A 23804-nucleotide genomic window follows, 5' to 3' on the forward strand; every position below is an offset into this window, starting at 1 on the left:
ACCCTCGCAACGCAATGGCCCTTCTCCCACGCTGCAGGAGAAGGAAAATTCGAACATCACGCGTCGTCGAGATCCTGCTGCCATTGGGTGCGGATCTCTTCGAGCGCCTCGTCCTTGGTCTTCTGTCCGACCCAGACGCCTTCGAGCGTCCGAGCCAGGAAGCCCGTGTTGGTGTAAATTGTGAAGTCAGGGCCGCCCGGCACGGGGACCTCGCCGACCGTGGCGTCCGGCAGGCCTTCGACGAAGGCGCGACGCAGGCTCCAGTCGATGCCGCTTGTCTTGTATTCGGGCTTGTCGAGGATCGACTTGCGCGGGCTCGCGCCCCGACCCTCGGTGGTCCACACGAGGCTGTTATCGGACAGCCATTTCACGGCCGCCATCGTGGCCTCATAGCGGCTCGTGTCCTTCTGCTTGTAGAGCTGCATCCCGCCCATTTCGAAATAGGTGTGCTTGTTCTTGCCAATCTGTGGGAACGTGAAGGCCGTGAAGTTGAGGCCCTGGGCCTTGTAGCCGTTGAGTGTCCAGGGACCGGTCCAGAAGATCGAGCCTTCGCCGCGACCAAAGGCGGCGTAGCGGTCGGTGACCTCGCGGGTCGAGACCTTGTGCTTGTCGAATAGGTCGACGACCCATTGCATCGCGGCCTTGCCGGCGTCCGGGTTCACACAGGCGGTCTTGAGGTCGTCGCTGGCGCGGGCAAAGCCCATCTGGTCCGACACGATACCCCAGGTCACGCTCGGCTGCAGACCGGTGCCCGTCATCAGGATGCCGGAGCGCGTGACTTTGTCGCCGCTGCGCTGGGTCAATTTGGCGGCCCATTCCATCAGGGTCGCCTCGTCGGTCGGAAACTTGGTCGGGTCGAGCCCGGCCGCCTTGACGTGGTCCAGGTTGATGAGCGGCTGCAGGCTCATCAGATCGATCGGGATCATCTGCAGCTCGGGGCCGATCTTTGGGTATTTCGAGGCCTTGATCGAATTGGCCGAGAAGTCCGTGAGATCGAGACCGACCTTCTTGGCGAGATCGTCAAGCGGCACCGTGATGCCATCCTTAGCCAGCGCCGCATCCTTGCCGGCTGTGCCCCAGCCGAAATCGGGCGCACTGCCCGAGGCGGCGGACGCCAGGATCTTGGTACGGTATTGCTCTTCCGGCACCAGTTCGAGCCGGATCTGCACGCCTTGCGACTTGTGCGCCTCGTTGAAGCTCTTGATCACCTTTTCCCAGACCTCGCCGTCGGAGGCCTGCAGCCAGCTCCAGTGGACGAGTTCGATCGGCGCGGCGAGCGCCGGGCGCGCCAGGGCGGTCGACGCGAGGGCGGCCCCGGCGGTGCCGGCCAGGAAGTTGCGACGCGATATGCCAGTCTCAGCCATGGTCGTCCTCGTTCATGCGGGGTGGAACCTGCACGCGCCGGGCATAGACCCCGGTCACGCCAAGAGCATCGCGGCGGTAGTAGGCCGCAAAAATAGAACCGTCGCCCGCCACCGCGCCCGTCGGATAGCCGAGGTCGTGTGTGTCGAGATCGCCGGCGACGACGGTCGGAGACTTGCTCCAGGTTTCACCCTCATCCGCCGAGACGGTCAGCAGAATGGCGCGAGGCTCGTCCCGGACCGCAGTCAAGACGGCAAGACGGCCGTCCGTGAGCGGAAGAAGATGGGCCGGAAATCCTGCGACCCGGGCGGGGCCAAAGGTCGTCCAGGTCACCCCATGATCGGATGACTTTACCGCATGGAGTTGCCGTCCGACATTCTCGCGCAACAACATCAGAAGAGTCCCGTCGCGAAGCAGAACCGTTGAGGGCTCTTCGAATTCGCAGCAGGGCGCCTGCGCAACAGTCTCGGGCGCGCCCCAGTTGAGGCCCCCGTCGTGCGACCGGATCAAGAATACGCTCCGGTAGTGCGGCGGGTCGGTGAGCGGGAGCAAAAGATCGCCGTTCGCTGCAAAGACGGCACCACGCAGTCCATAGCCCCCGTCGAAGGGAAGAAGGATAGGATCGCCGATATGGTCCCAGCGCACTCCGCCTGACTCGCTTCGCCACAGGCTCATCGCGCCCCCGCCCCGCGCCCAGGTGATGATGCCGCTCGGGGCTGCGCCGTCGAGGTCGAGAGAGGATTCCAGTTGATGCTGGAGTTCAGCCGCCGAGGTTAGTTGGGGATCATCCAGATCGGAAGAAAAGCCTGCAGCCGGAGGTTCGGCGTACCAGCGGAAACGCCATTGATTGAGCAGCACTCCGCCGTCCGGCAATGCCGTGAGGCCGCTGCACTCCGTCCCAGTCGCGCCGTAACCCGGCACGGGGGCCGGATCAGACCAGGTTTCGCCCTCGTCATCGGACCAGATCCCGATGGTGATGAACTCGGGATCAAGCGGCGGGTGCAGCGTGACGGCCCGGCGCGGACCACAGGTCGCGACAAGCAGCCACGACCCGTCGGTGAGGCACGCCAGATGCGGGTGCGCGATGTAGCGATGGGGATCTCTGAGTAGGACGCGCTCGGGACCGACCATCGCCGCGCCTCATTCCGCCAGCTGGAAACGGGTGGCGCGCACGTACTGGACGGGCGCGGGATCGTTACTCCATTCGTGGTAGGAACAAACGACCGTCCCGTCCGGCATCTGCACGACGCTCGGGTAGCCGATGTGCTGGAAGCCTCCCGGATGCGTCATGGAGATCGCGCCGGCATCGGCCTCGCCGGTTCCAGGCGTCATCACGCTCGAGCCGGGCTTCAACTCAGAGGTACGGGTCGGAAGGCCACCTTCGCGGATCGTGAACTCGTTCTTCTTGGTCCAGGTGACGCCATCCTCGGAGATCACCCCTCGTACACCGTAGGGTGCCCGGCGGTAGCCGTAGACCATAAGGTAGCGGCCGTCGTTCAGCGTGATGAGCTCGGCCGGGAAGCCCCAGATGTCGGTCCATTTCGGTGGCGTCCAGGAGAAGCCGTCGTCCTCCGACACCGTCATCACCATGTTGCGGGCATCGCTTGACGGGTTGACGTGGGTTCGCATGAAGCACACGAGCCGGCCGTCCTTGAGGTGCAATAAGGCCGGCTCTTCGTAGTCGATGATGCTCGCGGGATCGTAGGCCAGCGTCGAGAAATATTCCCAGTTCTCGCCGCCGTCGTCTGAGCGCATCAGCGCGGAGCGGGTCGACTCGCCTTCGCCTTCCTCACCGTAGCCGCGAATGCGGCCGTAGAGGCCCATCAGCAGCGAGCCGGACGGCAACTCCCAACAGCCGAGACGGCAGCCACCATGCTTCAGCGGCCGCACGTTGACCGGGATCGTCTCGCTCCAGGTCTCGCCATTGTCGGTCGAGCGAAGCACGTAGGTGCCGAGCCAACTTTGCGTCTTGTACGCCCAGCTCCAGTCGCCGTATTCGCGGGTGACCGGATGGCTGCTCCACGACGGCTGCTCGTTGCGCACGCCACGCTTGAAGAAGCCCGTGATGGTGAGGTTGATGATGAGTGTGCCGTCCGCGAGTTCGCAGATGCCACAATCCCAGTTGCCGGTGGTCTGGGTCCAGGGCAGCACCACCTTGCGGCTGGCCGGATCCCAGGTCCGTCCGCCGTCGCGGGAGCGGATCAGCACGGTCTGGCCACTGTCGTGATGATAGGGAAAACGCTCTTCGTTGAACACGGCCACGATCTCGCCGTTACGCAGCAGGCGTGTGGCCACCTGATTGTTGGAATGCTCGGGATCGTGCCAGATCGTGTGGTGGCTGATGTTTTTCAGCGTCGTCATCATGGTCCTCTTTGTCCGGAGCGCGGTCGGGCTCACGGTTTTTCGGGTCTTGTCAGGCTGCCGCCGGCAACACACCAGGCACGCCGCAGGCAATCATCATGGCCCGGCATTTCTCGCGATAGCCCTCCCGGACGTCCCGCGTCGGCGGACGGCAGCGGCTGGAGGGCAGGCCGATCAGCTCCATGCAAAGCTTGTCGAGATAGCCGTCGCCGCTCGTGTAACTGGCCTCGATCTCCATCCAGAGCTTGTAGAACGGCATGGCGTCGCTGATCAGCGAGCGCTGCACCTTGGCATAGTGCCCGGCATCGAGGTCTTCGACGAGGCGGATGCCCCATTGCGGCCAGTAGTTCGACAGATGCACCTCGAAGGCGCGGGCGCCGAGCGCATGGCTCAGAGGGAACATCAGGTGGTTGTCGATGATTGAGAGTGTCGACGAAAACGTCGAGACGACATCCTCGAATTCCATGGCGTCCGTGCGCGGGGTCGCCCATTTCAAAGCAGCTACATTGGGGATGCGCACGAGCTGCTCGACCGTCTTGAACGACACCGCGGCGCTCGTCCAGAACGTGTTGTAGACGATGATTCCGACGTCGGCCGCATCGGCCGCGGCCTTTACATGGTCAAGGAAGTCGCCTTCCGTGTGGTTGAAGTAGAATGGCGGTGACACCTGAATGAAGTCGAAGCCGAGCCGTTCCGCCTGTTTGGCGAGCGCGACGAGTTCGCGGGTGCTGGTGGTCTGGGCCCCCATGGCGAGCGGAATAGCGCCGCCCGCCGCTTCTTTGACGGTTTCCGCCACGCGGATGCGTTCATCGAAGGTCATGGTGGAGAAGTCGCCTGCCGCTCCACCGGCCAAAAGTACGCCGTTCCCGGCCTTCACGCCGTTGTCGAGCAGGAATTTGACATGATGTGCGATCGCCGCACAGTCGAGATCCAGGCTCGGATCCTGGAACATCGTCGGAATCGTGATGTAGCAGCCCGTCAGCGAACGTGTCTTTGATTGTGCCTGCATCACAAAACCTTGTTCGGTCGGATTTGGAGTGTTGAGAGAGAACACGCCAAACAGGACCGCTCGTTCTCAGAGCCGGAAAGATTCATTGGACGTGCGGGCTGCAGCGTTTCTACTTTGATTGATCTTACTGCAGCCGCTGCTCGCTACATGATCATGGCAGAGCTTCGTGCAGCATGATTGACCATCAGCGGCACGCATTTGATCTTTTGCGCTAGCGCTAATGTTGTGAAGCTCTGCGGAACGGTAGATTCCAGCGCGTTGACTTCGGATCCTCAGAGATGGCGCATTTCATCAAATCGATGCCGCAAACGATCATCTGTTCGGCGCGTGACGCTGCCATGATCTAATCCGCGAGACCGCACAGATGCGGACATCGGCAATATTCCGAAATAGTTCCCAGGCGGTCCGGATTGGATCGAGCCTCTATTCATGTTGCCACGAGGAGTGATCAGTGAAACTGCGTCTACTCTTGCCTTTGGTTGCCGTCGCGGGCTTCGCGTCTGCCCAACCCGCCTTTGCGGCCGACAAGGTCCGGCTGCGGCTCAATTGGATGTATTATGGCTCCCACGCCGGATTTGCTTACGGCAAGGACAAAGGCATCTATGACAAGCATGGCATCGATCTCGACATCCGGTCCGGCAACGGATCGGGCTCGGCCCACCGCTTGGTTGCCAATGGCGACAGCACGTTCTCCTACGGGTCCTGCGCCTCGATGGTGAACCTCGCGGCGCAAGGCGCGCCGTTGGTGTCAGTCGCGGTGATCGACGCGGAAGGGACGGACGGTATTCTGGTACGGCCCGATACGGGCGTCAAAACCGTCTCAGATCTCGCCGGAAAAGTGCTGCTCACCACGGCCAATGCGGGCGTCAACACTTTCTTCCCCCTCGTGCTACGCAACGCCAAGGTGCCGGACGGATCGGTCAAGATGACCAATGTGGCGGAGGGCGCGCTCGTCACAGGCTATCTGCAGGGAACCGGCGGAGCGGTCGGCATGCTGGGCGGCCTCGACGACAAACCCTCCGAGATCGTGGCGGCGGGCGGCGCCAAGCCGATTGGCCTCTCCTACGCCGACTACGGCGTCACGCAGGTCGGTTACTGCATCGTCACCAACACCGCGACCCTGGCCAAGACCCCAGACCTTGTGAAGCGCTTCGTCGCCGCGACGATCGAATCCTACAAGGCCACCGAGGCCGACCCCAAGGCGGCGATCGACGCGATGGGCGACATCGTCGGCGGCACAATGAATGAAGACAAGGGCAAGGCCCAGGCCACGGACGTGCTCAAGGTCACGCTCGGCGTGCTCTATTCCAAGGCCAACACCGAGAAAAAGCTTGGCCTGCATGTCGCCAGTGATTGGGATGCGATGCTTGATCTGATGAAGACCTACAACGGGTTGAAGACCGACAAGCCGGCGAGCGCTTTCTATACCAACGCCGAACTGCCCTGATCCATGGCGACTGCGATTCTCGAGCGACAGGCTGATCCCGCCCTCGAGGCCCGCGGCGCATGTCATCTGTCGATCCAGGGCGTCACGAAACGCTTCGGCACGGGCGCCAAGGAGGTCCACGCCTTCGGGCCGGTCGAGCTCACCATCGAGGCCGGCTCCTTCGTGTCGCTTCTCGGACCTTCGGGTTGCGGAAAGTCGACTTTGCTTCTGATGCTCGCGGGTTTGATCCCGCCCACGAGCGGTCGGATCGAGATCGCTGGCACCCCTGTCACGGGGGTCCGCACCGACGTCGGCATCATGTTCCAGGACAACACACTGGTGCCCTGGCGTACGGTTCGGGGCAACATCGCCCTGCAACTCGAACTGCGCGGCCTTGACCCAGCTCGTCACACGCGGCGGATCGACGAGCTGCTTGCCGCGGTTGCCCTCACGGACTTCGCAGGCCGATACCCCTATGAGCTCTCCGGCGGCATGCAGCAGCGCGCCGCTTTCTGCCAGACGATGGTTCACGCTCCCCCGACCGTGCTTCTCGATGAGCCGCTCGGCAAACTCGACGCCATGACGCGCGAACGCGTGCGGCGCGACCTGCAGGAGCTCTGGATGCGCTCCCGCCCGACCGTTGTCCTCGTCACCCATTCGATCGAGGAGGCGGTGCAGCTGTCGTCGCAGGTGTGCCTGATCACCCCGCGGCCCGGCCGCGTACACGAGACGATCCCGATCGATTTGCCCTGGCCACGCGACGATGAGGTGAAGAAGTCGGCGGCCTTCGCGGGCTATGTCAACGTGATCGGCGACGTGTTCCGCGCCTATGGTGTGATGTGAGCGCCGCCGTGCCGCTTCCTGTCCGGCAAGCCGCGCGACTGGCGACCTTCCCGGCGTTCCTCGCGCTGCTGATCCTGCTGTGGCAGAAGGCGATCGATTGGCTGGCGATCCCGGCCTATATTCTGCAAAAACCTTCCGACATCGTCATCAATGCCTGGGCTGACCTGCCGCGGCTTATGAGCTATACCGGCGTGACCGCGCTCGAAACCTTGCTCGGCTACGCGGCGGCGATCGTGCTGGGCGTGCCGATCGGCCTCGCGATCGTGTTCCTGCCGATCCTGCGACGAACGCTCTATCCGCTGCTGGTCAGCCTGGAGATGGTGCCGAAGATCGCCTTCGCGCCCCTGTTCATCGCGTGGCTCGGCTTCGGCCTGCTGCCAAAGATGATCATCGTTTTCCTGGTCTGCTTCTTTCCCGTCGTTCTCAATGCCATCGCGGGCTTCTCGGCGCTCTCCGAGGAACTCACGCGCTTCGCCGCCGCAACGGGCGCGGGCTTCTGGCGGGCCTTCCTGAAGATCCGCCTGCCGGCCGCCCTGCCGCAATGTTTCGTCGGTTTCAAATTCGCGGCCGTCAACGCGACAGTCGGTGCGACCATCGCCGAATTTATCGGCAGTGATCAGGGTCTCGGCTTCTATATCCAGGTGCAGACCGGCAACATGCGGCCGGATCTCGCCTTCGCGGCCATTTTCCTGCTGACGCTGCTCGGCCTTGCTCTGTTCGGTGCCGTGACGCTGGTCGAACGCCTCACCATCCCCTGGGACATCGGCCAGCGCCGCGCCCGCCAATCCTGACCCGGAGAGCTCTCCATGAATGCTCCGCTGACTGTCGCGCAACTTCACGACGCCGCCGCACGTATCACTCTGCCCCGCCGTGCCTTCATCGACGGGACCTTCTGCGATGCGAGCGACGGTGGCACCTTCGCGAACCTCAACCCCGGCACCGGTGAGCCGCTCGGCGGCGTCGCCCATTGCACCCAGGCCGATGTGGACCGCGCGGTCGCTGCCGCCCGTCGCAGCTTCGCCGACGGCGGTTGGTCGCGCGCCGCACCTGAGCACCGCAAGGGTGTGTTGCTGAAACTCGCCGCACTCGTCCGCGAGCACGCCGAAGAGCTGTCGTTGATGGAATGCCTCGACAGCGGCAAGACCATCACGGATTGCCGCAACGAGGTCGGCCATGAGGTGCCGAATTTCTTCCAATGGTATGCCGAACTTATCGACAAGAGCTTCGGCAAGGTCGCGCCGACCGGCGAGAACGCGCTGGCCCTGATCGTCAAAGAACCGATCGGTGTTGTCGGCCTCGTGCTGCCCTGGAACTTCCCGCTGCTCATGGCGGCCTGGAAGCTCGCGCCCGCCCTTGCGGCGGGCTGCTCCGTCGTTTTGAAGCCGGCTGAGCAAACGCCGCTGACGGCACTGCGGCTCGCGGAACTCGCGGCCGAAGCCGGCATCCCGGCCGGTGTCCTCAATGTCCTGCCTGGCCTCGGCGAAACCACTGGCCAAGCCATCGGCCGTCACAATGATGTCGACGCCGTTTCCTTCACCGGCTCGACCGAGGTCGGCGCCATGTTCCTGCGCTACGCTGCAGACAGCAACATGAAGACCATCGGCCTCGAAATGGGCGGCAAGAGCCCGCTCATCGTCCTTGATGACGCCGTGCTCGACGACGATCTCATCGGCAACATCGTGATGGCGGCCTGCTGGAACGGCGGTCAGAATTGCTCGGCCAATATGCGGCAGATCGTGCATCGTTCCCGCAAGGACGAGTTCCTGGAGCGGGTCGGCGCCCGGTTGAAGAGCCTCGTGGTCGGCGATCCGCTCGATCCCGCGACCGAGATCGGCGCCATGATCACATCTGAGCATCGCGACCGCGTGCTCGGATATGTCGCCAAAGGAAAGCAGGAGGGCGCCCGCATCGTGATGGGTGGCGGGGCACGTGACGACCTGCCAGGCTTCTTCCTCGATCCCGCGCTGTTCGATGGGGTGACGCCCGAGATGACAATCGCCCGCGAGGAAATTTTTGGGCCGGTGCTGGGGGTGATTTCGGCCGATTCGACCGAAGAGGCGCTGCGGATCGCATCGAAAAGCGAGTTCGGCCTGCATGCCACATTGTTCACCCGCGACATCAACCGCGCGGTCTCGCTTGCCCGCCGCATCCCGGCCGGCACGGTGTCGATCAACCGATTTACCGAAGGTGACATCAAGACGCCGTTCGGCGGCTACAAGAAATCGGGCTCGCTCGCACGTGACAACGGCACCGAAGCACTTGACCAATATCTGCAGACCAAGACGATCTGGTTAGATATCGGGGCTGCGGAGTGATCGTACGCGTCACCCCCCTGATGCGGTTTGGACGGCACGGGGCCATATAGAGCAGGAATGACCCTCCCCGTGCTTCGCCTTCATCCCGCCGACCCGATCGGCATCGCGCTCGCCGATCTCGCGCCCGGGGATGCAATCGGGCCGACCCTTGTCGCCCTTGACGCGATCCCGCGGGGTCACAAGGTCGCGCTGTTGCCACTCGAGGCGGGGGCACCTGTCACCAAGTTCGACACGTTCATCGGCGTAGCTTCCGGCCCGATTGCGGCAGGGGCGCATGTTCACAGCCATAATCTCGCCTTCCGTCCGTCGCGCGTGGACCGCGGCATGCCGTCCGCCCGGCGCAATTCGCTCGAACCGCTCGCCGGGGCGAGCGGGGCTACCTTCCAGGGCTATCGCCGCGACGATGGTCGCGTGGGGACCCGCAACGTGCTGTTGGTTCTCGCGACCGTGAACTGCTCGGCGACCGTCGCCAAGCGGATCGCCGAGCAGTTCCGCCGTGAGGTCGATCTGTCCGCGACGCCCTCGATCGACGGCGTTGTGGCGCTGACCCATCAGCACGGTTGCTCGTTCCGCGCCGACGGCCCGGGCATGGCGATCCTGCGCCGGACTCTCGGCGGCTATGCGCGCCACCCCAACGTCGCGGGCACGCTGGTGGTCGGGCTCGGTTGCGAGGACAACCAGGTCGATGAGTTCCTGGCCGCCGCCGGTCTCGCGACCTCCGAACGGCTGGCCACACGCGTCATCCAGCAGGAGGGCGGCACGACTGCCACGGTTGCGGCCGGTGTCGCGGCCCTGAAAGCCATGCTGCCGCGCGCTGCGGCGGTTGTGCGCACGACGGCATCGGCGTCCCATCTCACGGTTGGCCTGCAATGCGGCGGCTCGGACGGGTTCTCGGCCATCTCGGCCAATCCCGCTCTCGGCCTCGCGGTCGATCGGCTGGTCAATGACGGCGGCACCGCAATCCTTTCTGAGACGCCCGAAATCTACGGGGCCGAGCAATTGCTATTGGAACGCGCCGCGAACGAGCCGGTGGCCGACCGGCTGCGCGCCCTGTTGGCCTGGTGGGAAGCCAACGCACACCGTGACGACGGCACGCTCGACAACAATCCATCACCCGGCAACAAACAGGGCGGCATCACCACGATTCTGGAGAAGTCGCTCGGCGCGGTGTCGAAGGCCGGCTCGAGCCCGCTGAATGCCGTCTACGACTATGCCGAGCCGATCACGGCATCCGGCCTCGTGTTCATGGATTCGCCCGGCTACGACCCTGTGTCCGCCACTGGACAGGTGGCCGCCGGGGCGAACCTCATCTGCTTCACCACCGGCCGCGGTTCCTGTTTCGGCTGCGCCCCCGTGCCGTCGCTCAAAATCGCCACCAACTCGGGCCTGTTCCGCCGCATGGCCGGCGACATGGATCTCGACGCCGGTCCAATCCTCGACGGCACGACAAGCCACGCGATGATGGGTGACGCCATCTTCGCCCGCATACTCGCGACGGCCTCCGGCGAGCGGACTGCAAGCGAGCAGCTTGGCTACGGCGAGGAAGAATTCGTTCCCTGGGCCCAGGGGCTCACCTATTGAGGTCTGCCATGCCGAGTTTCGACACCCTCGTGGCTTATGCCGAACGCCTGCTCAAGGCTGCCGGTCTTGACGGGGACAAGCCGACCGTCACGGCGCGCTTGTTGGTCACAGCCGACGCCATGGGGCATACGACCCATGGTCTGGCCCAACTTCCCGACTATATCGAGGACATCCTGGCCGGGAAGATGACATCCGTCGGCGAACCCGACGTGGTCGCCGACAAGCCGGCCGCCGTGGTTTGGGACGGTCGGCGGCTGCCAGGGGTTTGGCTGACCGACAAGGCCGTGAGGCTGGCGGCAGCGCGGGCAAAGACCACCGGGATCTGTGCGGTCACGATCCGACGCTCCCATCACATCGCTTGCCTTGCCACCTTCCTCCCAGCCGCCACCGAGCAGGGCCTCATGGTGATCGTGGCCAGCAGCGATCCCTCCGACGCCCACGTGGCCCCGTTCGGCGGCACCAGGGCCGTCTTCACCCCCGACCCTCTGGCCGTCGGGATCCCAACGGAGGGGGATCCGATCCTCATCGACATCTCGGCGTCGATTACGACGGCCGGCATGAGCGCGCGCCTGCGCCGTGAGGGCGGCAGCTTTCCCGGCGAATGGGCGCTCGACGCAGACGGTCGCCCCAGCCGTGATCCGAATGTGCTCGTCGGCGAACGCAAGGGCACGCTGCTGCCGGCTGGCGGCGTCGACCATGGCCACAAGGGCTATGGGCTGGCCCTGATGGTCGAGGCCATCACCCAAGGCCTCTGCGGCTATGGACGCGCCGACGGTGAAGCCGACTGGGGAGCTTCCGTGTTCGTGCAGGTCTTCGACCCTGCGCTCTTTGGTGGGCTCGCGGCCTTCACGCGGCAGACCGAATGGGTGGCCGAGGCGTGCAGGACGAATCCACCTGTCGACCCGGCCCGACCCGTTCGACTGCCGGGCGCCGCGGCTATGCGGGGGATGCGCGACGCCATGGCAAACGGGTTGACGCCACGACCCGGCCTGCTCGAAGCTCTCGAACCCTGGGCCGCGAAGCTCGGCATCACGCCGCTTCGCAACGCTTAGCCCAGAAGCAGAGAAGGCTTCCTGTCGGCATGGAAGTACGCCACCCTAGAACGTTCCTGTTCGTGCTGCTGCCAGACTTTCCGCTCTACGCGGTGGTCCCCGCCACAGAGGCCCTTCGGATCGCCAATCAGAATTCCGGGCTATCGCTTTACGATTGGCGTTTTGTCTCGGCCCAGGGCGGGGCCGTGCGCTCGAGCAACGGGATGGCGATCGAAGCGACGCTCCCGCTCGACGCGGCAGGTGTCCCGGATTGCATCATCATCTGCAGCGGCAACGAGCCGATACAGCATCTTGGCAAACCCCTGCTGGCCTGGATCCGGCGTCTCGCGGCGCATGGCGTGCTGTTGGGCGCGCTCGACACGGGCGCCTTCGCGCTTGGCGCGGCCGGCGTGCTGCGCGACCGAACGATCACCCTGCATTGGGAAGCCCGTCCGGTGTTCCTCGACATGTTCCCGAACGTCGATGTCAAGGATCAGATCGTCGTCATCGACCGCAACATCGTGACAGCCGCCGGCGGGACCGCGTCCCTCGATCTGATGCTGACCCTGATCGGCACGGCGCATGGCGCCCGGCTGGCGCAAGTCGTCGCTAATGCCTTCGTGCACGGTCGGCCCCGTCCGCCTGAAACCGTGCAGCGCCCTGATCTGAGCCAAGCCGGCGACGATCAGACGGTGTTCCGCCGGGCGGTTCGCCTGATGGCGGCCAATATCGCGTTTCCGCTCGGCATCGAGGAGATCTGTGCCGCGCTGAAGACGTCGCGCCGGCGCCTTGAACGCTCGTTCGCCAACCAGATCGGACGGTCACCGGCCGCCTATTACGTCGACGTCCGCCTGCAAACGGCCCGCGAGCAACTCTTCTACAGCAGCAATCCCGTCGCCCATATTGCGGAAGTCGCCGGCTTCCAATCGAACGCTCATTTCTGCCGCTGCTTTCGAAAGCATTTCGGTGCCTCTCCCACGACGGTCCGCAAGGAATTCAATCGGGACCAGCGCCGGACCTATTACCCGACAGGCTCAAGCCTCGTTGGCGACATGCAACCGGAGACGACCAGCGACCTCCGGACAACCTCGCCTTCAAAAACCGATGCGTTGCGCCGAGACCAACACGCGGGCTTTAAGTGACCCATCAAAGATGTCCCGCACAGCAGTGACTGCTTTGACATGGGTGTATCCAAAGCCGTTGTTCTACCTTCGGCCAAGCTCATTCATTCGGGGCCGATCAGGTTGAACTGTAGCAGACCTCTTCAATGTCTGGGCCGGGTGGAAGCACCCAGTTCGGTGTCGTCCCGTTGATGGTCCGCAAGGTGGCAACCAGCCAACGGCAACTATTGGCGCACACCGACCGGAACTCAAATACCGTAGCCCTTGTGGTTGGCATCGCGCCGCGCTCCGACCGGCAGGAGTCCGTTTTCCGAGATGCTGATGCGTTTCATCGGGTCAAGTGCGGAATCGCCCTACCGTTCTGCGAGGTGCACACGCCCGTGCCTTACCGTCCTGGGCCCAGCGACGCGATCAGTGGCGCGGCATTGTCTAAGCCTGCCGAGAGCAGGCCGCGCTCGATCTCGTAGGCCAGTTCGACGACGCGGCTATTGATCGGCGCGTCTTGCCCGGCTGCACGCAGAACATCAATGACATGGCCGTTGACCTCCTGCACTTCGGCGCGGCGGCCTTTCCGCCAGTCCTGCAAGGACGTTGTGAGCGTGTCCGCCCTCGAAAACGTCTTCAGGACTTCGTCGAAGATCCGATCCACGTAGCCTTCCGGATCGTTGGTCGTGACGGGCGGCATTCCGATGATGGGCACGATCATGGCGCCATCGAGCAAGGCGGCCCGCATCGCCTCATATCCGGCCTGCCGCATGACTTCGAGAAATCCGGGAAAGCGCGCCGCGTCGGCGAGCGGCAAATCCAGGATCGCGGATGGGACCAATTCCGCGGCGTTAACGACCAGCTTCATCCATTTGCATGACTTGATGTCGTCCGTGACCTCGACCCGCCCCGCACACCGAAGAAGCTTGGCCACGCCTTCCACGCGGTGCTGCTGCTCCCGATCGATGGCGCCCAGCGCGAACCAGGACTCGTCCTGGTCGTTCTGTCGATTCGTGATGCCGGGGACGAACATGTTGGAGGCGATCTCGATCACCGCGCCGATCGTTCGCTCCTGGCCTACCACCGACGCGATATCAAGGTGGGTCATGCCGTTCTGCAGCCCGATGACGAACCCGTCCTCGGCGAGAACCGGCTCGACCATCTGGGTCACCCATTTGGTGTCGTAAGCCTTCACGATCAAAAAGATGAGGTCGAACTTCTCCTTGATTTCCGCCACCTGACAGAAGTGCAAGGCTGGCACCTTCGCGTTGATCGTGCGGGCCGGCAGGTTCACCGTAATGCCGTTTGCGCGGATCGCCTCCACATGTGCCGGCCATTGCTCGATGAAGGTGACATCATGCCCCGCCAGCGCGAAGTCGGCGCCAATCGACGCGCCCTGCGCGCCGGTGCCCACGAACGCGATCTTCGGATTTCCGGTGTTCGACACGTCTTTCTCCCTGAAACAACGAGGCCCGTGACCGCGGCGGGCTTCCGCTCATTGCCTTGTGAACTGACGACAAGCTGTCGCCAGGACGTATTTGGCCGCGAGACCAGAGGATTGAGTCTGGTCAAGCATCGATCGTTTCGCTGTGGGGGACCTCGTCGAACGGCCCGACCTCGCGTGTCCCGCCCGGTGACTAGGTGTTCAGCGCCCACGACCGACCTTCGCTGTCCGGCCGCCACATCGGCCGGTCTCCCGATCGTTCATAGGCGAGCCCCCTCGGCGCTGAGACCAATTCGAGTTGCAAACCCCAGGGCGCCCGGAAGTACACCCACGTCAGACCTGCGCTTGGGCCCTCCAGCATCGTCGTCGGCTCGCCCAGAACTTCGACGTGATAACGCTTCAGGTATTCGACCGCTGACGTCACGTCTGCCACATAGAACGCAAGATGATGGCCGCCCGCGTCGCTGTTGCGGGAACGGGTGTGTTGTTGATCGGGCGAAATGTACTCGAACAACTCGATCGACGGCCCCTCGGCGAGCCGCAACATCCGCAAGCGAGGGATTTTCGCGCGTGGATGAACGCCGAGATGCGTCGCCATCCAGTCGTCATCCGACGAGAAGGGGCCAACCTCGAACAGGACCTCGGCGCCCAGAATATCCACGAAGAAGGCCGTCGCTTCGTCCATGTCCGGCACGGTCAGGCCGGTATGCTCGACCCCCGCGAGACCCGGCAATCCCGATGACGGCGGCCTATCTGTCATAGGCGCTGTCCATGGTCATGAATTGCAAGTCGACCTCCTTTTCCAGGAGATCCATGCGGCGATCGAAGAAGGATTTGAGATAAGGCATCTCAAGATGCTCATCGAGATCCTTCCGGGTTCTCCAGTTCTCATAGAAGAAGAACAGGTTCGGATCGGTGTCGCTGATGTGGAGATGATATTCGACGGAGCCAGCCTCGGCACGCGTCGGTTCCACGAAGGCGCGCAACACCGCCAAGAGCTCGTCGCGCTTCTCGGGCTTGCCCTTGAGAAATGCGATCAGCGTGCAGCCTGGATTCATGGCGGCTCCTCCCTTTTGAACAGACTTTTGGGCGCAGTAGGCCTCACGCGTCGCCGCGTCGTTGCACTGTCGAGTAGATGAGCGCCGAGATCAGGATCAGGCCGCCCTGGAAGACATACTGATAGGTTTCCGACAGCCCGAGAAAAGCGACCGCGTTGAGGACTTCCGTCAGCAGCAGCGCACCGAGCACGGTTCCGATGAAGGTGCCGCGGCCGCCACGCAAGCTCGTGCCGCCCAGCACCACCGCCGTGATGCTCGAGAGCGTGTAGTTGGCGCCTTGCCGAGGGTCGCCGACCCCGATCTGGGCCATCAGCATGACTGCACCGCAGGCCGTGAACAGAGCCGACAGCACGAAGGCCGCGATATAGGTTCTGTTGATCTGGACGCCGACCCGGCGCGCCGAGTCCTGATCGCATCCGATCGCCCGAAGCCGCCATCCGGGCCGCGAACGCCGCAGCGCGTATTCGCCGGCAAGCGCGAACGCGACCAGGACCAGGAAGGCGATCGGAATGGGGCCGATCTGTCGGTTGATGATGTCGACCACGCCGGCGTTGATGTAGCCGCCCGGACTGTCCCGAAGCAGAAAGCTCAATCCCTGGATGCCGATATACGTCGCCAATGTCGCCGCAATGGCTGTGAAGTTCGCGAATCTGATCAGGATGCCGTTGACGAGCCCAGCGACGAGGGCGCCGCCGAACATCAAGAAAAATCCGACTGCGATCATCCCGAACGATTGGTCTTCGTTGACGAAGAATGAGGCGATCACGACTAGGAAACCCGCGAGCGGACCCACCGACAGGTCGATGCCGCCGACCAGAAGTGCGACCGTCTGCCCGAGCGCGATGAAACCGAGCGCCGTCGCGGCCAGGAGGATGTTGGCGACGTTGTACGACGACAGAAAATTGGAATTCTGGCTGAAGATGTAGAGGCCGAGAAGGGCCGTGACGATGGTCAGGGGGAAGGTCGGGGCATTGTCCGATTGCAGGAAATGCCGCCAGCCGCTGAGGGTATTGCGCCGGTCCGCCGCGCCCGTGTCGCCGATGTGCGTGGCGGCCCCGACGGCCGCAGACACGATGCGGGCCTCATTTACGTCCTTGCCGCTCAGCGTCGCCACGACATGCCCGCGGGAAAGCACGATCACCTTGTCGCACAGCCCTTCGAGTTCAGCCGCATCTGACGAATTGACGATGACGGGGGTGCCCGCGTTCGAGGTCTCGCGCAGGATGCGGTAGATCTCGGCACGGGCGCCGACATCCACGCCTTGCGTCGGCTCGTCGGCCACGATCAGGCCCGGCTTCGACAGCAGGGCGCGCGCCATCACGACCTTCTGCTGGTTGCCGCCGGACAGTGAAAGGATCGGCGCCTCCATGCCGGGCGCCTTGACGGCCAGAGACCTGAAGGCCGCCACGACCTGCGTCATCTCCTCTTTGCGGCTCAGAACGCCGTAGGTCGCGAACTTCTCCAGCGCCGCAAAGGTGGCGTTCTCCCGCACGGTCAGGCCGCTCGCCAGCCCCTCCGAGTGGCGATCCGAGGGCATGAAGGCGGCTTCATGCACGAGGGACTGATGGTCGAGAGTCCGACCTTTCAGACGGATGGCCCCCTGGGACTTCTGCAGGCCCGCAAGGGCACGCATGAGTTCGGATTGACCGTTGCCCGCGACCCCCGCCACGCCGATGATCTGTCCCCGAGCGGCCTCGAAGCTGACGTCCGAGAAGTGCCTTCCGCTCAGCGCCTGCACGGCGAAATCGATCTCGTTTTCCTGCCGTGACGATTTCGGCGGGAACGCCGAGCCCAGCGTGCGTCCGACGATGAGCCCGAGCACATCAGCGTCGCTGATCTCATCGACGCGCGCGACGCCGCGCACCCGCCCGTCGCGCAGCACCGTGACCCGCTGGGCGATGAGGCGGACCTCGGCCAGGCGGTGGGTGATGTAGATGACGGAGGTGCCCGCTTCCATCATCTCGCGGATACGGCCGAAAAGCATATCGGTCGCTTCCTGGTCCAGCGAGGCCGTCGGCTCGTCGAAGATCAGCACCTTGGGTTTGATCGCGAGGGCCTTGGCGATCTCGAGCAGGTGCTTCTGCGCGACCGTCAGGACATCCGCACGTGTCCGCAAGGGGAGGTGCAGCCCGACCAAATCGAGCGCGGCGCGCGCGACCTCGCGGGGTGGTTTGTCCTGGAACACGGAGCGCGGCAGTGCGACCTCGAAGTTCTCGAGCACCGAGAGGTCGTCGAGAATGGCCGGATGCTGGAAGGAGATCGAGATGCCGAGCGTCGCGGCACGCTCCGGCGACAAGGGGGACACGAGATCGCCGCCGAAGGAGATCTCGCCGGCGCTCGGCTGCAGGGCGCCGGAGATAATGCCCATCAGCGTGGACTTGCCGGCACCGTTCTCGCCCAATATGGCGTGAACCTCGCCCTCGTAAAATTCGACGCTGATGTCCTGGAGAGCCCTGATTCCTCCGAAATACTTCGAGACGCCGCTTATTTTCAAGGTGACGGTTCCGGCGTCCCGCACGCCGGGCTTATCAAGTGGCTTGGACAACGGCTCTAACATCACACCTGATCCGTCTTCTTAGGCGTTCGCGGTTGCGCCTCCGGCGCGATCCCTCGGGGTGCGTCGGGGGCGCTGCAAGCTCACTTGCTTACGGCCTTGGCTTGGTCGTCGGCCGCAACGCCAGAGGAGAGGTAGATGGCGCCCGGAAGGTCGGCGCGGCACTGGACGGGATTCGGCTTGCCCGAGACCGAATCCTCGAAGCTTGGGGCTTTGAACACGGTTTCGGTGGGGAGCGTACCGCCCGTCGCGGATGCGACAGCCCATTGAACGGCCAGGCGCACGTTGTCGTTGCCGGTCGCTACCGTGAACAGCTTGAAGTCCGGGTTGTCCTTGTTGTTGTTCGTCCAGAAGCACCCGAGCGAATTGCCATCGGATGTCGCCAGAGCGGGGACGGACCGATTGAACTTCTTGAACTCGGGAAGCGCACCGACAAGCGACGGGCCGAAGTCGGATACAATCACGTCGATCTTCGGGTTCTTGGCGATCTCAGCCGTCAACACCTGCTGCGTGCGCGAAGGGTCCCAGTTCGTCACGTCGAAGGGCGCCGGGTTCAGGAACTTGTACTTGTCGTCGAGTACCGACTTCAAACCCTTGAGCTCGTCGAGCCCCTGGCTGTTGCCGGCGGGACCGCTCAGAAACAGGAGGTTGCCGCCGTCGGGAAGAATGCTCTTGATCCACTTGCCCCAACTCACACCATCATCGACGAACGAAGCACCGATGAATTTCGTGTAGGATTCTCCATCCTTGCCGCCGACAACGACCCGGTAGGGCACGACGACCTTGCCGGCCTTGAAGGCGCTGGTCAGCGCCGGCAGGACGGCTGGGCCGGCGTCACCGAACACCACCAGGGCATCGGTTCCCTTGGCCGCGAAGCCCTTGATGTCGGAGATCGCCTTCTGGGTGTTGCCTTGGCCGTCGGCATATTCATATTTGGTGATGCTCGGGCATTTCTCGGCCTCCTGCTTGCCGGCCGCGATCGTGACCTGGCGCCAGCTGTTGCCGCCGAAGCCGTCGAGCAGGGCGATGGTCGCCTTCTTGGGCCCGCACCAGGACGGTGCGTCGGCGAGCGCCATGGTGGTCGAACCTCCCAGCGCCAAGGCGGCGAGAAGAGCGGCGCAGGAGAGCGTGTATTTGCACGAATTTTTCATTGTTTCCTCCAGTATTATTTTACGCTGCGTCTCGTGTTTCTTGTCCAATGGACAGAATACACGCCAATGCCAAACCCGAGAGCCAGGGCCTGGATGATGGTCTGAGCCGAATACGGGACCCCGATCGCCAGGGCGAACTGGCTCAATTGATTGAGGAAGAACGCAGCCACGACCGTGGAGACCGGAAAGCCCCGGCCCCCGAGCAACGAGGTGCTGCCGAGCACCACCACGGCGACGGAAGGAAGCAGCAGGGCATCTCCCTGAAACGCTGTCGGCTCGCGGGTGATGCCGGCGAGAAGGACGCCGGCAAGACAGCACAGCAACTGCGAGCAGACATAGGCCATCATCTGGTGAAGGCGCACGTGGAGGCCGACCGCGCGTGCCGCCGCCGGATTGGCGCCGATTGCTTCGAAGCGTCGTCCGATCACCGTCTTCTTCAGCACGAACGAGACGACCAACAGCGCCACGAGCGCAAAATAGACGGAGTTTGGAACGCCGAGCGTGGTGCCCCCGGCGATCTCCGCCAGCAACGGCGTGGTGATCCGTGGGACGCCGCCCGAGACGGCGAAAACCGCGCCATAAAGGAGAGCGTTCACGCCGATGGTCGCGATGATGGCGTTCAACCGCACAAAGCCGACGAGAATTCCGTTCGCCAAGCCGGCCGCGAGAGCGCAACTGGCTGCCAACAGAACGGCGGGCAGGACTCGCGCGTTGTCGCCGTCGGGATAATGGGCCGCGATGACGACGGCGAGGGAGACACCCCCCGCGACCGAAAGGTCGAATCCGCCTTGCTGCACCACCAGCAGTTGGCCGAGCCCGACGATGGCCATCACCGCCGCGAAGGGAAGGCTTCCCGCCAGGGCACCGGGCGACACGCTGGAGGGCGCGAACACCAAGCATGCGGCAAGCAGCACGAGTGTCGATGCCGCGACCGTCACAAAACCCTGCGCCACCGGATACGGGAAGATCCCGCGACGCTGGAGCATGTCGGTTACATTGTCGGCCGCCTGATTCATCGGTGTCGTATCCCCCTGCGAAACCGAGTTCTGCCCCGCGTCGAGCCCGAGGACTATGCGATTTCGAGCGTGACCTTGACGGCCGCTTGCGCGTTCTTGCCGAGTTCGAAGGCCTGCAGCGCATCGTCGAGCGCGAAGCTGTGGGTTTGAATCGGTGAAAGGTCGATACCCGTGCGCTCCAGGAAGCGGATCGCGGACGGCCAAACGCCCGGGGAGCCGATGCACCCCTTCACGGTCAAGTTCTTGATCTGAATCTTGCCGAGTTCGACCGGGAATTTCTGGCCGATGTTGATGCCGACCATCGATATGCGCCCTTCCGGACGCACGTAGTCGAAGACATTCGCCAGCGACGCGGGATGACCTGCCGCCTCGATGACGAGGTCCGCGCCGCCCTTGGTGATTTCTTTGACCGCCTCTATCGGGTCGGACGCGGACGGGTCAACGGTTGCATCCGCGCCCAAGCGTTCAGCAATGCTGCGGCGCAGTGGCACCGGATCGACCACGATGACCCTAGCCCCCATGCCGATGGCTGCGGCGGCCGACACCAGGCCGATAGTGCCTCCGCCTGAGATCACGACCGTTTCCGACGCATTCGTGCCGCCGTTGCGCAGCACTGCATAGTAACCGCAAGTGAACGGTTCGATCAGCGCGCCCTTCGCGTCGTCGACGGCGTCGGGCAGCTTGTGCAACCATTCGGGGCGTGCCGCGAAATATTCGCGATTGGCTCCATCCATCGAAAACCCGAAATGGTGGATACGCTCGGGGGTATTGATGACGCATTCGCCGACGACCCGGTCGCCGACCCGAAAGCCCGCCGCATACTTGCCGACCTCGACAACCTCGCCGACCCATTCGTGGCCCGGTGTCACCGGGTAGGAGATCGGGATGATGTACTTGCCCGCCAGCAACTCGTAGTCCGAGTGGCAGATGCCGACGCGACGCGAGCGGATCAGCACCTCGCTGTCGTCGATCCGCGGGGTTTGGACCTGGGTCACCACCGGCTTGTTGGGCTCGTCGAAGATCAGGGCTTTCATCGCGTGCTCATCCAAAATGGTTCGTTACTTCAGGACACGGCTTCAAGTTTGCCGCTCAGAGCCGATTTGAAGACGGCTTCAAGGAGAGCGATATTGTCGACAAGATGTGCGGCCGTGATCGGGTAGGTTGCGCCGCCGCGCACCGCGCGAGCGAAAGCCACGAGATTGTCCTTCACGGGTTCGGCGGGCGGGATCTCCTCGGTCGTGATGCGACCACCGGCCATCGCCGAGGTGACGACCCATCCGTCCGGCGCCTCGACATGCGCCTTGTCGCGGATGTCGATCCAACCCTTCGACCCGTACACCGTGAAACGCGACATGAACGGGTTCGCCAGGGACGCCGAGACATAGGACGTGCCGCCGCCGCGGAATTTGATGAAAGCCGCGACCGTGTCGCCCTGCGGCAGATCGGATGAGAGCTGTTGGCAGATGCAGAGCACGCTCTCGGCCGGGCCGAGCAGCCGCACGGAGAGGTCAAGAAGATGAATGCCCGTGGCCGTCATGCCGCCTGCGGGTGCCTGGTCGGCTTTCAGGCGCCAGTTGTCGCGATCGAGCGAGAGAAACTTGTCGTGGCTGAAATTGGCCTCGATCTGCTGGATCCGCCCCAATTGCCCCGCATCGGCCTTGGCCAGCATGGCCGCGATCGGCGGTTCCCACCGGCGCTCGTGCCCCATGCCGAGCACCAATCCCGCGTCGTGGCACAGGGCGACAGCCTTTTCGGCTCCGGACTTGGTCAAGGCCAGGGGCTTTTCGCAGAACACATGCTTGCCGGCCGCCACCGCCGCTTCGATCTGCGCCTCGTGGAACGAATGCGGCGTCGCGAGTATCACGGCTTCGACCGCCGGGTCCGCGAGCGCATCGGCATAATCGGCCGAAACGGGAATGCCCTTCTGCTCGCAATTTGACCGAACGCTCTCGAGACTGGGCTCGACGACCCTCACGACGCGAATATCCGCAGGCGCCGCCTGAAGCACATTCAGGATTTTCTGGCCCCACCACCCCATGCCGATCAATGCGACTTGGACAGGATCTGACAAATCCATCTCTCCACTGGCCGTCATCAAGGCGCCGTGCGTTTCGGCCGCTGTTTACAAGGCGAAAGTCGTCGGTTGCTGATGGCCATCAAGGCATCGCGGCGCAGGTCCGCGGCGAGAGTGACCTATCGTAGTTTCCTCGTTGTCGGCACTGCCGCACTTGACGTGCATGCTTCTTGATGACTTCCGACAAAGCTACGTTAGACGCTCGCCCAAGGGCCGAACACGAGGAAATTATTCATTTTGAAGATCTGTCTTGCTTGCAAGTGGCCGAGCGGTTCCGAAATACCCGTCCGGTTGCAGTGAAGCGTCGAGTCGGGTCGTCGGAGCGCAGCCATAGGAGAGTGCCATGCTCGCGGTCCGTTATGCCAAGACCTCGCCGGACAAGCTCGCGGAACGGCAAACCTGGCTGGCGCAGCACCAGTCGTACCTGCGCAGCGGCGCCGTCGACATCGTGCAATCGGGTCCATTGTCCCATGACGATGGCACCCCGGCCGGTGGCCTGCTGATTGCCAACGTTGAGAGCCTCGATGATCTCCGGCGGTTCAGCGACGCCGACCCGTTCGTGCTTCACGGAGTTTACCACCAGATTCAGATCATGCGGTGGAACAGAACGATCGGCTGAGAGACGTCAGGAAATCACCGTGGCCAGCCGTCGCTGCACGTCGAGCAGGGCGGGAAGCATCTCGGCTTGAAGACGATCGACGCTGACGCGGCTGGTCTGCACACCCGTGTTGAGAGCCGCGACGACGCGGCCGGCGCCGTTGCGGATCGGCACGGCGAGCGAGCGAAGCCCCATCTCGAGTTCCTCGTCGATGATGGCGTAGCCTTGGACCCGCACGCGGGCGATCTCGGCGATTAGCGCATCGATGTCGGTCAGGGTTTTTGGCGTCAGCGGCCGGATCGCCGTGCGCTCCAGCACCGCCATAACCTGCTGATCCGTCAGGGCGGCGAGAAGCACGCGGCCCATTGAGGCACAATAGGCCGGCAGGCGGCTGCCGACCCCAAGTCCGATCGACATGACGCGGCGTTGAGCTGCCCGCGCCAGATACACGATCTCCGTATCGTCCAGCACGGAGCTGGAGCAGGATTCCTGAATCTCGACCGCGAGACGATCGAGGAATGGCTGCAGCTGATCGGGCAAAGGGGTCGTGGACAAGTAGGCGTGGCCGAGAGACAAGACGCGGACCGTCAGCGCGAAGCTCTTCCCGTCGTGCGTCGCATAGCCCAGGCGCTCCAGCGTGAGCAGGCACCGCCTGGCGGTCGCCCGATCGAGCCCTGTGAGACGGGACACCTCCGCGATCGTCAGCCGCTCACGCTCCCGGCCGAAGGCTTCGAGCACCGCAAGCCCCTTGCCGAAGCCGCCCATCAGGTCTCCATCCGACTTCGCAGGCATGTCGTCTCCTGTCACGCGAAGGGAATTGACCCCGCCAGCCCGTAGTGCTGATATGTTCGTTAAAGCAACAATGTTCGATAATC

At 63.8% G+C, this 23804-nt stretch carries 21 protein-coding genes; 8 read left to right on the forward strand and 13 right to left on the reverse strand.

The annotated features are described in order from the left end of the window. Positions 1-56: 56 nt before the first annotated feature. The 4 genes from M8523_RS14585 to M8523_RS14600 are packed head-to-tail and all read right to left on the reverse strand — an operon-like array spanning position 57 to position 4732. Positions 57-1364 (reverse strand): extracellular solute-binding protein, encoded by a 1308-nt coding sequence (locus M8523_RS14585; RefSeq protein WP_282585614.1) that lies wholly within the window; start codon positions 1362-1364, stop codon positions 57-59. Beyond that, positions 1357-2493, reverse strand: coding sequence for a sialidase family protein (locus M8523_RS14590; protein WP_282585615.1), 1137 nt, complete (start codon positions 2491-2493; stop codon positions 1357-1359). Before M8523_RS14590 ends, M8523_RS14585 begins: the two co-directional genes overlap by 8 nt. Before the next feature lie 9 nt (positions 2494-2502). Beyond that, positions 2503-3723, reverse strand: a complete 1221-nt coding sequence (locus tag M8523_RS14595) for a sialidase family protein (protein WP_282585616.1) — start codon at positions 3721-3723, stop codon at positions 2503-2505. Between the two features lie 52 nt (positions 3724-3775). Continuing rightward, positions 3776-4732 carry a dihydrodipicolinate synthase family protein gene (locus M8523_RS14600; RefSeq protein WP_282585617.1) on the reverse strand — a complete coding sequence of 319 codons (957 nt, stop codon included), beginning with the start codon at positions 4730-4732 and terminating at the stop codon, positions 3776-3778. 451 nt (positions 4733-5183) lie between these two features. Between M8523_RS14600 and M8523_RS14605 the strand changes: the two genes are divergently transcribed. From M8523_RS14605 to M8523_RS14635, 7 genes are read left to right on the forward strand one after another with little or no spacing between them, the layout of a single operon-like run. After that, the gene (locus M8523_RS14605; RefSeq protein WP_282585618.1) at positions 5184-6179 is read left to right on the forward strand and encodes an ABC transporter substrate-binding protein; all 996 of its coding nucleotides are present in this window, start codon (positions 5184-5186) and stop codon (positions 6177-6179) included. A 3-nt stretch (positions 6180-6182) separates the two neighbouring features. Then, on the forward strand, positions 6183-7001 hold the full coding sequence (locus M8523_RS14610) for an ABC transporter ATP-binding protein (RefSeq protein WP_282585619.1): 819 nt from the start codon (positions 6183-6185) through the stop codon (positions 6999-7001). An 8-nt stretch (positions 7002-7009) separates the two neighbouring features. Next, entirely contained in the window at positions 7010-7792 is a 783-nt protein-coding gene (locus tag M8523_RS14615; protein WP_282585620.1) for an ABC transporter permease, read from the forward strand. Positions 7793-7807: 15 nt separating this feature from the next. Next, a complete protein-coding gene (locus M8523_RS14620) occupies positions 7808-9316 on the forward strand; it encodes an aldehyde dehydrogenase (protein ID WP_282585621.1) in 1509 nt (502 codons plus the stop codon). Between the two features lie 57 nt (positions 9317-9373). After that, the gene (locus tag M8523_RS14625) at positions 9374-10897 is read left to right on the forward strand and encodes a UxaA family hydrolase (RefSeq protein WP_282585622.1); all 1524 of its coding nucleotides are present in this window, start codon (positions 9374-9376) and stop codon (positions 10895-10897) included. An 8-nt stretch (positions 10898-10905) separates the two neighbouring features. Beyond that, a complete protein-coding gene (locus M8523_RS14630; protein WP_282585623.1) occupies positions 10906-11949 on the forward strand; it encodes an Ldh family oxidoreductase in 1044 nt (347 codons plus the stop codon). A gap of 29 nt (positions 11950-11978) precedes the next feature. Beyond that, complete coding sequence (locus tag M8523_RS14635; protein ID WP_282585624.1) at positions 11979-13070, forward strand: GlxA family transcriptional regulator; 1092 nt, start codon at positions 11979-11981, stop codon at positions 13068-13070. A gap of 364 nt (positions 13071-13434) precedes the next feature. Here the strand turns inward: M8523_RS14635 and M8523_RS14640 are convergent, their stop codons facing one another. The 8 genes from M8523_RS14640 to M8523_RS14675 form a co-directional block, all read right to left on the reverse strand. Then, positions 13435-14481: a ketopantoate reductase family protein gene (locus tag M8523_RS14640; RefSeq protein ID WP_282585625.1), complete on the reverse strand. Its 1047-nt coding sequence runs from the start codon at positions 14479-14481 to the stop codon at positions 13435-13437. Positions 14482-14671: 190 nt separating this feature from the next. Then, positions 14672-15238: a VOC family protein gene (locus M8523_RS14645; RefSeq protein WP_282585626.1), complete on the reverse strand. Its 567-nt coding sequence runs from the start codon at positions 15236-15238 to the stop codon at positions 14672-14674. Beyond that, positions 15228-15536, reverse strand: a complete 309-nt coding sequence (locus M8523_RS14650; RefSeq protein ID WP_282585627.1) for a putative quinol monooxygenase — start codon at positions 15534-15536, stop codon at positions 15228-15230. Before M8523_RS14650 ends, M8523_RS14645 begins: the two co-directional genes overlap by 11 nt. 43 nt (positions 15537-15579) lie before the next feature. Further along, a complete protein-coding gene (locus M8523_RS14655; RefSeq protein WP_282585628.1) occupies positions 15580-18093 on the reverse strand; it encodes an ATP-binding cassette domain-containing protein in 2514 nt (837 codons plus the stop codon). 80 nt (positions 18094-18173) lie between these two features. Next, positions 18174-19241, reverse strand: coding sequence for a substrate-binding domain-containing protein (locus M8523_RS14660; RefSeq protein WP_282585629.1), 1068 nt, complete (start codon positions 19239-19241; stop codon positions 18174-18176). Positions 19242-19255: 14 nt separating this feature from the next. Next, positions 19256-20257 carry an ABC transporter permease gene (locus tag M8523_RS14665; protein WP_282585630.1) on the reverse strand — a complete coding sequence of 334 codons (1002 nt, stop codon included), beginning with the start codon at positions 20255-20257 and terminating at the stop codon, positions 19256-19258. A 53-nt stretch (positions 20258-20310) separates the two neighbouring features. Further along, positions 20311-21291, reverse strand: coding sequence for a zinc-dependent alcohol dehydrogenase (locus M8523_RS14670; protein ID WP_282585631.1), 981 nt, complete (start codon positions 21289-21291; stop codon positions 20311-20313). Between the two features lie 29 nt (positions 21292-21320). Next, the gene (locus M8523_RS14675; RefSeq protein ID WP_282585632.1) at positions 21321-22352 is read right to left on the reverse strand and encodes a Gfo/Idh/MocA family protein; all 1032 of its coding nucleotides are present in this window, start codon (positions 22350-22352) and stop codon (positions 21321-21323) included. Between the two features lie 322 nt (positions 22353-22674). Between M8523_RS14675 and M8523_RS14680 the strand changes: the two genes are divergently transcribed. Beyond that, on the forward strand, positions 22675-22950 hold the full coding sequence (locus M8523_RS14680) for a YciI family protein (RefSeq protein ID WP_282585633.1): 276 nt from the start codon (positions 22675-22677) through the stop codon (positions 22948-22950). A gap of 6 nt (positions 22951-22956) precedes the next feature. On the opposite strand, the gene M8523_RS14685 is transcribed toward M8523_RS14680, so the two are convergent. Beyond that, positions 22957-23721 (reverse strand): IclR family transcriptional regulator domain-containing protein, encoded by a 765-nt coding sequence (locus tag M8523_RS14685; protein WP_282585634.1) that lies wholly within the window; start codon positions 23719-23721, stop codon positions 22957-22959. Between the last annotated feature and the right edge of the window lie 83 nt (positions 23722-23804).

This window comes from Lichenifustis flavocetrariae (genome assembly GCF_026130545.1).
GTDB lineage: Bacteria > Pseudomonadota > Alphaproteobacteria > Rhizobiales > Beijerinckiaceae > Lichenihabitans > Lichenihabitans flavocetrariae.